The organism is Nonomuraea sp. NPDC049141, from assembly GCF_040648415.1.
Classification (GTDB): domain Bacteria; phylum Actinomycetota; class Actinomycetes; order Streptosporangiales; family Streptosporangiaceae; genus Nonomuraea.
This window is the reverse complement of sequence record NZ_JBEZDR010000068.1, coordinates 1-6,504: the sequence shown is the minus strand read 5'-3', so window position 1 is coordinate 6,504 and position 6,504 is coordinate 1. Positions and strand designations below refer to the sequence as shown.

The following is a 6,504-nucleotide window of genomic DNA, read 5'->3' as shown; positions in this document are numbered from 1 at the left end:
CCTACGACTGCCGGCATGCGTGCGTCTCTGCACGGCTCAACGCCGGCGTGAACCCGCCCCAGGTCGCCGAGTGGGGCGGCCACAGTGTGGAGGTGCTGCTAGGGGTCTACGCAAAGTGCATCTCCGGCGGACAGGCTGAGGCCATGCGGCGCATCGAGACGGCACTCCCCCGGCCTCCGCCACCGGAGCCGCCGGACTCCGCCGACCCAGCCCGATGATCTTCAGCGCGTATTCAGCGCAGCCACCCGTAGCGAGCCGGTCCGAGCATAGACCGCCGGACACAACGCGAGAGGCCCGTCACCGCGTTTCCGCTGGTGACGGGCCTCTTCAAGCTGGTGTGGCAGGTGCAAGGTTCGAACTTGCGTAGGCTGAGCCGACGGTTTTACAGTCCTCTCGCGATCAAGCTTCGACCTGGGCTTTCGTGTTCAGCCGAACGAATTTGGCCGGGTATTGGCCGTGTCAAGCTCCTGACGGCTTCTGAAGCAACGATGGCACCAGCTAACCTTCTGTGATCACGTCTCGACGCTCGTCTGCGTGTGGTCGCGACGACCGCCTCACAGTCAAGACGCCCCAGTGCTGGTAGATGACGTCTTATCATCAGATTCTCTCGGAACGCATAGGGAACGATCACGACTTGCAGGACCATCACAGAAGCAGCCGTATCCCTTGGAGCAGTCCCAGTCCTAAGATCGGGTATTGGGCAGCGGGTTCGACCCGCATGCGTGCATGCTTGCGCATATGAACTCACTCCCTGGAGAGGCCGAAGCGGGCAAGCGCTTGAAGCAGACAGCGCTCCGTGACTTCGGGCCGTTCCCCGAAGATGGGCACGAGCTACGGGGAGAGGCCTACAAATTGCACCTGAGCAGGGACGACGCGCCGGTTCCGTCCTTGTTCAGGTATGCGCTCACGCTCATCGGACTCACGGCGGATGGACCTGGCGAGAAGGTCGAGTGGTGGGTTAACTTCACCTACCAGGACGAGTGGTGCGAGCTTGCGCATGAAAAGTTGGGGCTGCGGCTCTACCTGTGGACTGGCAAGCCTGAAGAAGAGGCGCACAAGATCCAGGACCAGATAGTCAAGAAGCTGCGGTCCTCGATACGCACGGTGGAAAAGCTGATCGTGGACGCAGCACCCGAACTGCTCGGTAAAGGGAACGCCACCGTAGTGAACCAGCATTGGTCGCTTCGGCACGCCTATGAATACTTCCGCGAACGTGCCATCAACCCGGTGTTCATCGATGAGTGCATCAGGGAGGAGCCGACCGAAGGCGCGATCGGGTGTTGGTACACCGTCAAAGACGGCAAGGCTCAGATGCAGATGAATGCCTTCCACGACATGACCGCGGCAATCTCGGCGTATCTCAGTCTGCTGGAGCACAACCTGGTACTGGCCCTGGCGTTCCATGGCTTCGACCCGGATCGGGACGACCTCACCAACGTGATCGGGTCGCGGTGGGGCGACAAGTTCGACCGTGTTCTAGGCAAAGACCGTGCTGCCGCTCGATACCGGCAGCGGCTCACGGACGTTGTCGAACGATGGCGTAATCCCTACTCTCACGGCGGCTTTGAGAAGGGCCACCGCGCGACCATCTATCTGCACACGCCGGGAGTGGACGCAGCAGTACCGGTTGGCCTGACCAACGTGCGTAGCAGTCCGTTGTTCTCACTCATACCAGCATCTGAGACCGACATCACGCAGGTGTTCGAGCTCTTCGACGAGATTGACGCGTGGTTGGAGTCGGAGCTCCCCGAAGGAACGAAGTGGATCAACTCGGGGCTGCACGTCCGCTTCGACGAGCCCTTCCTTGCGGTGCTCGCTCAATCTCGCCAACAGGGCGACTTCGCGAGCTTCCTTGAGCTCTGCGAGCACCAGCAGGAGATGATGGAGAACATGAATTATTGAGCTGCGCCGTTGAGAGCGTCCGTGCACCTGCTGCCAGCGCCGCTGGCGCAGTGCTCGCTGCCACGCCGGCTCACGCCATGTTTGGCGGCGACGGCAGAGATCGCGTAGCGGCATCGGGAGAGGGCGGCCCTGCAGGGAACGCATTGGGAACGATCAATTCCTGGGCGCCTCAGATCCGGGTAGCCACAGCCGCGCCGTGCCATCCCGGCCACCAGTGGCGAGCAGTCTGCCGCCCGGCTGGAAGGCCACCGCCTCAACGGGTCCCTCGTGACCGATGAGAGGGCCACTGACCATCTGGCCGGAGCCAACCTCCCACAGCCGCACGGTGCCGTCCTGCCCAGCAGTGGCGAGCTGGCCATCGAGGTCAAAGGCGATCGCGATAACGCCTCCCTGGTGGGCAGTAAGGGTGCCTACCTGTCGGCCAGTGCCGAAGTCCCACAGCTGCACGGTGCCGTCTTGGCCGGCGGTGGCGAGCAACTGGCCACCGGGGCGAAAGGCGACCGCGTAGACGGGTCCCTGGTGGCCGGTGAGGGGACCGCTCATCTGACGACCGGTGTCGGAGTTCCACAGCCGCACGGTGCCGTCCTCGCTGGCGGTAGCGATGAGGCGGCCGCCGCTGAGCTGGAAGGCAACTTCATAGACGGGTCCCTGGTGGCCGATGAGCGGCTCGCCCACCCGACAGCCGGTGTCGGGATTCCACAGCCGGACGCTACCGTCTGCGCCAGCAGTAGCAAGCATGCGGCCGCCACCAAACTGGAAGGCAACTGCGTAGACCGGTCCTTTGTGGTCGGCGAGCGGATCGCCCAACTGGCGGCCGGTGTCGGGGTCCCACAGCCGTGCGGTGCCATCTCTACCGGCTGTGGCAAGCAGTTGGCCATCGGGGTGAAAGGCGACCGAGATGACGGCTCCCTGGCGGGTGGGGAGGGGAGTGCCGACCTGGCGGCCGGTGGCGGAGTCCCACAGTCGGACGGTGCCCTCATTGCTGGCAGTAGCGAGCAACTGGCCATCAGGGTGGAAGGCAACCGCGTAAACGGCGGGATGCTGCAAAAGAACAGGCGTCCGCTGATGGAGTTGTGGCTGTGCCGCCGGACGGCGGCTAGCTGCCGAGGTGTCCTGCTCACTACTCTCTGCCAGGCGTGCCTGTAGACGGCGAATGTGCTCGTATAGGAATTCCCTGCTCGGCCAAAGCCCGACCGCTAACACCCACAGCCGCCCAATGCCCTCGCCATCAGCGGTGGCAAGTATGCGGCCATCCGGATGGAAGGCGACCGCATAAACGGATCCCCCGTGACCAGTGAGGGGACCGCCCACCTGGTAACCAGTATCAAGGTCCCACAGCCGCCCTGTGCCCTCGCCAGCAGTAGCGAGCATATGGCCGTCAGGATGGAAGGCGGCCGCATAGACCGGCCCGCCGTGGCCAGTGAGGGGACCGCCCACCTGGTGACCAGTATCAAGGTCCCACAGCCGCGCAGTGCCGTCGCTCCCGGTGGTAGCAAGAAGGCGACCGACGGGGTGAAAAGCGACCGCGTAGACGGTGGCCTTATGGCCGGTAAAGGGCTGGCCCACCTGCTGACCAGTGTCGAGGTTCCACAGCCGTGTGGTTTCGTCCGCGCCGGCGGTAGCGATGAGGCGGCCGCTGGGGTGGAAAGCGACCCCGTATACAGGCCCCTCGTGGCCGGTGAGAGGCTCGCCAATCTGCTGACCAGTAACCAGGTCCCACAGTCGCGTCGTCCCGTCCCGCCCCACGCTGGCCAGCAGGCTGCCGCTGGGATGGAAAGCGCCCCAGGAAACAGGTCCGAGGTGGCCGATAAAGGGTCGGCCCACCTGCTGGCCAGTGACGGGATTCCACAGTCGCACCGTCCCGTCCTCGCCGGTGGTGGCGAGCAGGCGGCCATCGGGATGAAAAGCAACCGCATAGATGGGTCCCTGGTGACCCGTGAGGGGCTCACCGACCTGCTGACCCGTGGCGGGGTCCCATCGCCGTATGGTGCCATCGCTCCCGGCAGTAGCGACCAGGCTGCCGTCAGGGTGGAAGGCAACCGCTAGGACGGATCGCTCGTGGCCGATAAGGAGCTTGCCGACCTGCTGGGCGGGTGCCGATGCCTGATGGTGAGTCTGTGCAGCCTCGATATCAGGTCGTAAGTGAGAAGACGGTGCTCCTTGGCTCAGGCCACCGGAGCCCTCGGTACGGATGGCGGTGCGGGCGGCGACCCACAGCGAGCGGAAGACCTCCGGGTCGGCTTGCAGTGCTTCCACCACGCATTCAAGTTGCTCCCAGCGGGGGAGCTTCTTGCACCGCAGCACCGCTCCAACGGTGGTGTGGCTCAGGGCTTTGCCGGTACGTCGTTCGATCTCGCGCAGGCTCGGCTCGCCGTTGTGCAGGTGCGCTTGGCCCAGCCCCTCACGCAACACGGTCAAGGCTGCGGCGGCACCGTCCACGCCCGACGGAGCGGCCTCAGGTCTCGCGGGAGAGCCCATGATGGATCGAGCATCCCCAGAGTGGCAAAAAATGTAAACCCCGCTCGCGGACGTCGCCGGGCGCCTGCTGTGAACTGTCAACGTCTGTCAGGGAGCGCAGCCAGACGGAAGGATGTGCGCCGACGGTGGAAGACTTCGGTCAAGATCGGAAACGTCCTTGTCACGGCCTTCATCATGGAAGTACGTCCCGTTCACGGGACCGCGCCAGCAAGGCGCACCCGCGCCGCCCCCTACCACCGGAACACGGCGCAGGAGCACCCACGAGGCGCCCCAACCACGGAAAGGACAGCCTCACCAATGATGCCCCACCTCGCCCTGGCCGCCTTGGCCGTGTTCGCCTTCTTGACCGGCGTCTACCTGTACTCGGCCAACGAGGCCCGCCGCGGCCGCGCCTGGCGTTTGCTGCGCCTGCTGCTCCGCCGCTAAAGGCCAAGCCCTTGGCAGCCCTTATGCCTCTCAGACATACAGAACCCAGACCCCTCAGAGCTGTTGCCGCCTACCGCTGCCGTAGTGTCGCCCCGGGGCCGCACCTCGAACGTCCCGCTTGTAAAGTCGGCGCTCCCTTGGGCAAATGTGGCATGGCGGCCGACGTCTCAGACCACGTCGTCACCTGCCGGCCAAAAGACATCCCGCCATCAGCTCAGGGTCACCGAAGGGGAACAATCACCTGACTCGGCTTCCTAATGGTCCGGCCCCAGCCCTCCTGTAAGCGTAGCGAGTTACCGTGCATCTATGTCCCCTGCCTTCATCTTCCGAACGGGTACTGAGAAGCGGGTGCAGGAGTTGGGTACCTGCTGGTCCTGCGGATGCACGCCGGATCAGCAATGCACTGGCGGGTGCGAGCCTGTCCCTCGAAAGTACATCAAGACACTCGGCCTCTGTTCAGCGTGCATCCAACGTAAGGAGGCTTACCTCTCCTTCCCCAGTTCCAAGAAGCATAATGAGCGCGGCAATTCGCTTTCTGATGCTCAAATCGATGAACTGGGCGGATGGGGATGCAAGATATGCGAGCGTTCGGAAAGCTATGGCGTAGAGGTAGACACAGTCGGTCGGCCAATCAGCCGAGAGATGGAGTTGTGGAGAGACCCCTCCGATCGGCGAATATTCATTGGAATGGTCTGCAGTATCAAGAACGAGAACAGAGTCACAATCGGCGGTTGTGCCGACCCTCTCGGACGCGTTGCTCGAGGCACCTTAGCCGGTTCGGCACGGCGACTGCTCCAATTCCAGCACTACCGCGACAACCGGTTGGACTTGGCAGCTTTCCTACACATCCAACCCACTACACGCGACCGCGCCGAAGCCCACCGCCGTAAACGTGACAACGGCGTAAATATCACCGCGGTAGAAGTGGCAGCGCTTCGTGGCGCAGCAGGACATCTCTGTCAGGTCTGCCGCCGACCCGGGAACAAAGATTCCCCATATTATCGCGGTCCACTTGTGATAGATCACGACCATGAAACTGGCCGATGGCGTGGGCTGCTGTGTTACGGCTGCAACGGCGGCATGACGTTCCTTGACTATGGAGAGCCCAGAGACCGCGAGCGGTACTTCAACAACGCGATGCGATTTTTCGCGAGCCCAGTCAGCGCCCGTGCCGAGCCGAACTACGACACCCTCCGAGAGGGCAACAAGGCCAGGGCGGCTATCCGCCGTACACATAGTTAACCGCGGCCCTGGCCTGGTCTCGCGCTGAAAGGTGACCTTTTGAGTGGTGGAGCTAGTACGGCAGCCGCCATTTGCTGTGTAAGCTGGAATGACGCGCGCTGGGCGTTGCGATCTTCTGATGGGTTTCCCGGACAACGAGAGCAGCCGCTCGTGATCATGTCTGTGTGACGAGAACAAGATCCAAAGCGGCTGCTGCCCTCATCGTAGAGGCCACACGGGTGCAACGGAACCTCGACGACCTCATGACCGCGCTGGCGCCGATGTTCACCCGGATCGAACCGCGGCTGCAGGCCGCCAAGTACATCCGAGCCGTCCTGTCCGAGTTGCCCAGACGTAACGGCTGGACGATCGCCGAGTGGATCGGCGACCGCCGTCCGGACGCCACCCAGCGCCTGCTGAACCGTGCCCGGTGGGACACCGCGGGCGCGATGAGCACCATCCGCCGCTTCGCCGTCA

At 63.7% G+C, this 6,504-nt stretch carries 4 protein-coding genes and 2 pseudogenes; 5 read left to right on the top strand and 1 reads right to left on the bottom strand.

Annotated elements, in window-relative coordinates:
- Nucleotides 1-218: pseudogene (locus AB0B91_RS63995) on the top strand (hypothetical protein); the annotation flags it as partial.
- A 520-nt stretch (nt 219-738) separates the two neighbouring features.
- Nucleotides 739-1,902 (top strand): hypothetical protein, encoded by a 1,164-nt coding sequence (locus tag AB0B91_RS63990; RefSeq protein WP_358342771.1) that lies wholly within the window; start codon nt 739-741, stop codon nt 1,900-1,902.
- A gap of 153 nt (nt 1,903-2,055) precedes the next feature.
- Here the strand turns inward: AB0B91_RS63990 and AB0B91_RS63985 are convergent, their stop codons facing one another.
- Complete coding sequence (locus AB0B91_RS63985; RefSeq protein WP_358342773.1) at nt 2,056-4,314, bottom strand: WD40 repeat domain-containing protein; 2,259 nt, start codon at nt 4,312-4,314, stop codon at nt 2,056-2,058.
- Nucleotides 4,315-4,677: 363 nt separating this feature from the next.
- Between AB0B91_RS63985 and AB0B91_RS63980 the strand changes: the two genes are divergently transcribed.
- The 3 genes and pseudogenes from AB0B91_RS63980 to AB0B91_RS63970 form a co-directional block, all read left to right on the top strand.
- On the top strand, nt 4,678-4,806 hold the full coding sequence (locus AB0B91_RS63980; protein ID WP_358342769.1) for a hypothetical protein: 129 nt from the start codon (nt 4,678-4,680) through the stop codon (nt 4,804-4,806).
- 306 nt (nt 4,807-5,112) lie between these two features.
- Complete coding sequence (locus AB0B91_RS63975; protein WP_358342767.1) at nt 5,113-6,048, top strand: endonuclease domain-containing protein; 936 nt, start codon at nt 5,113-5,115, stop codon at nt 6,046-6,048.
- Between the two features lie 218 nt (nt 6,049-6,266).
- Nucleotides 6,267-6,504, top strand: a pseudogene (locus AB0B91_RS63970) (IS701 family transposase); the annotation flags it as partial.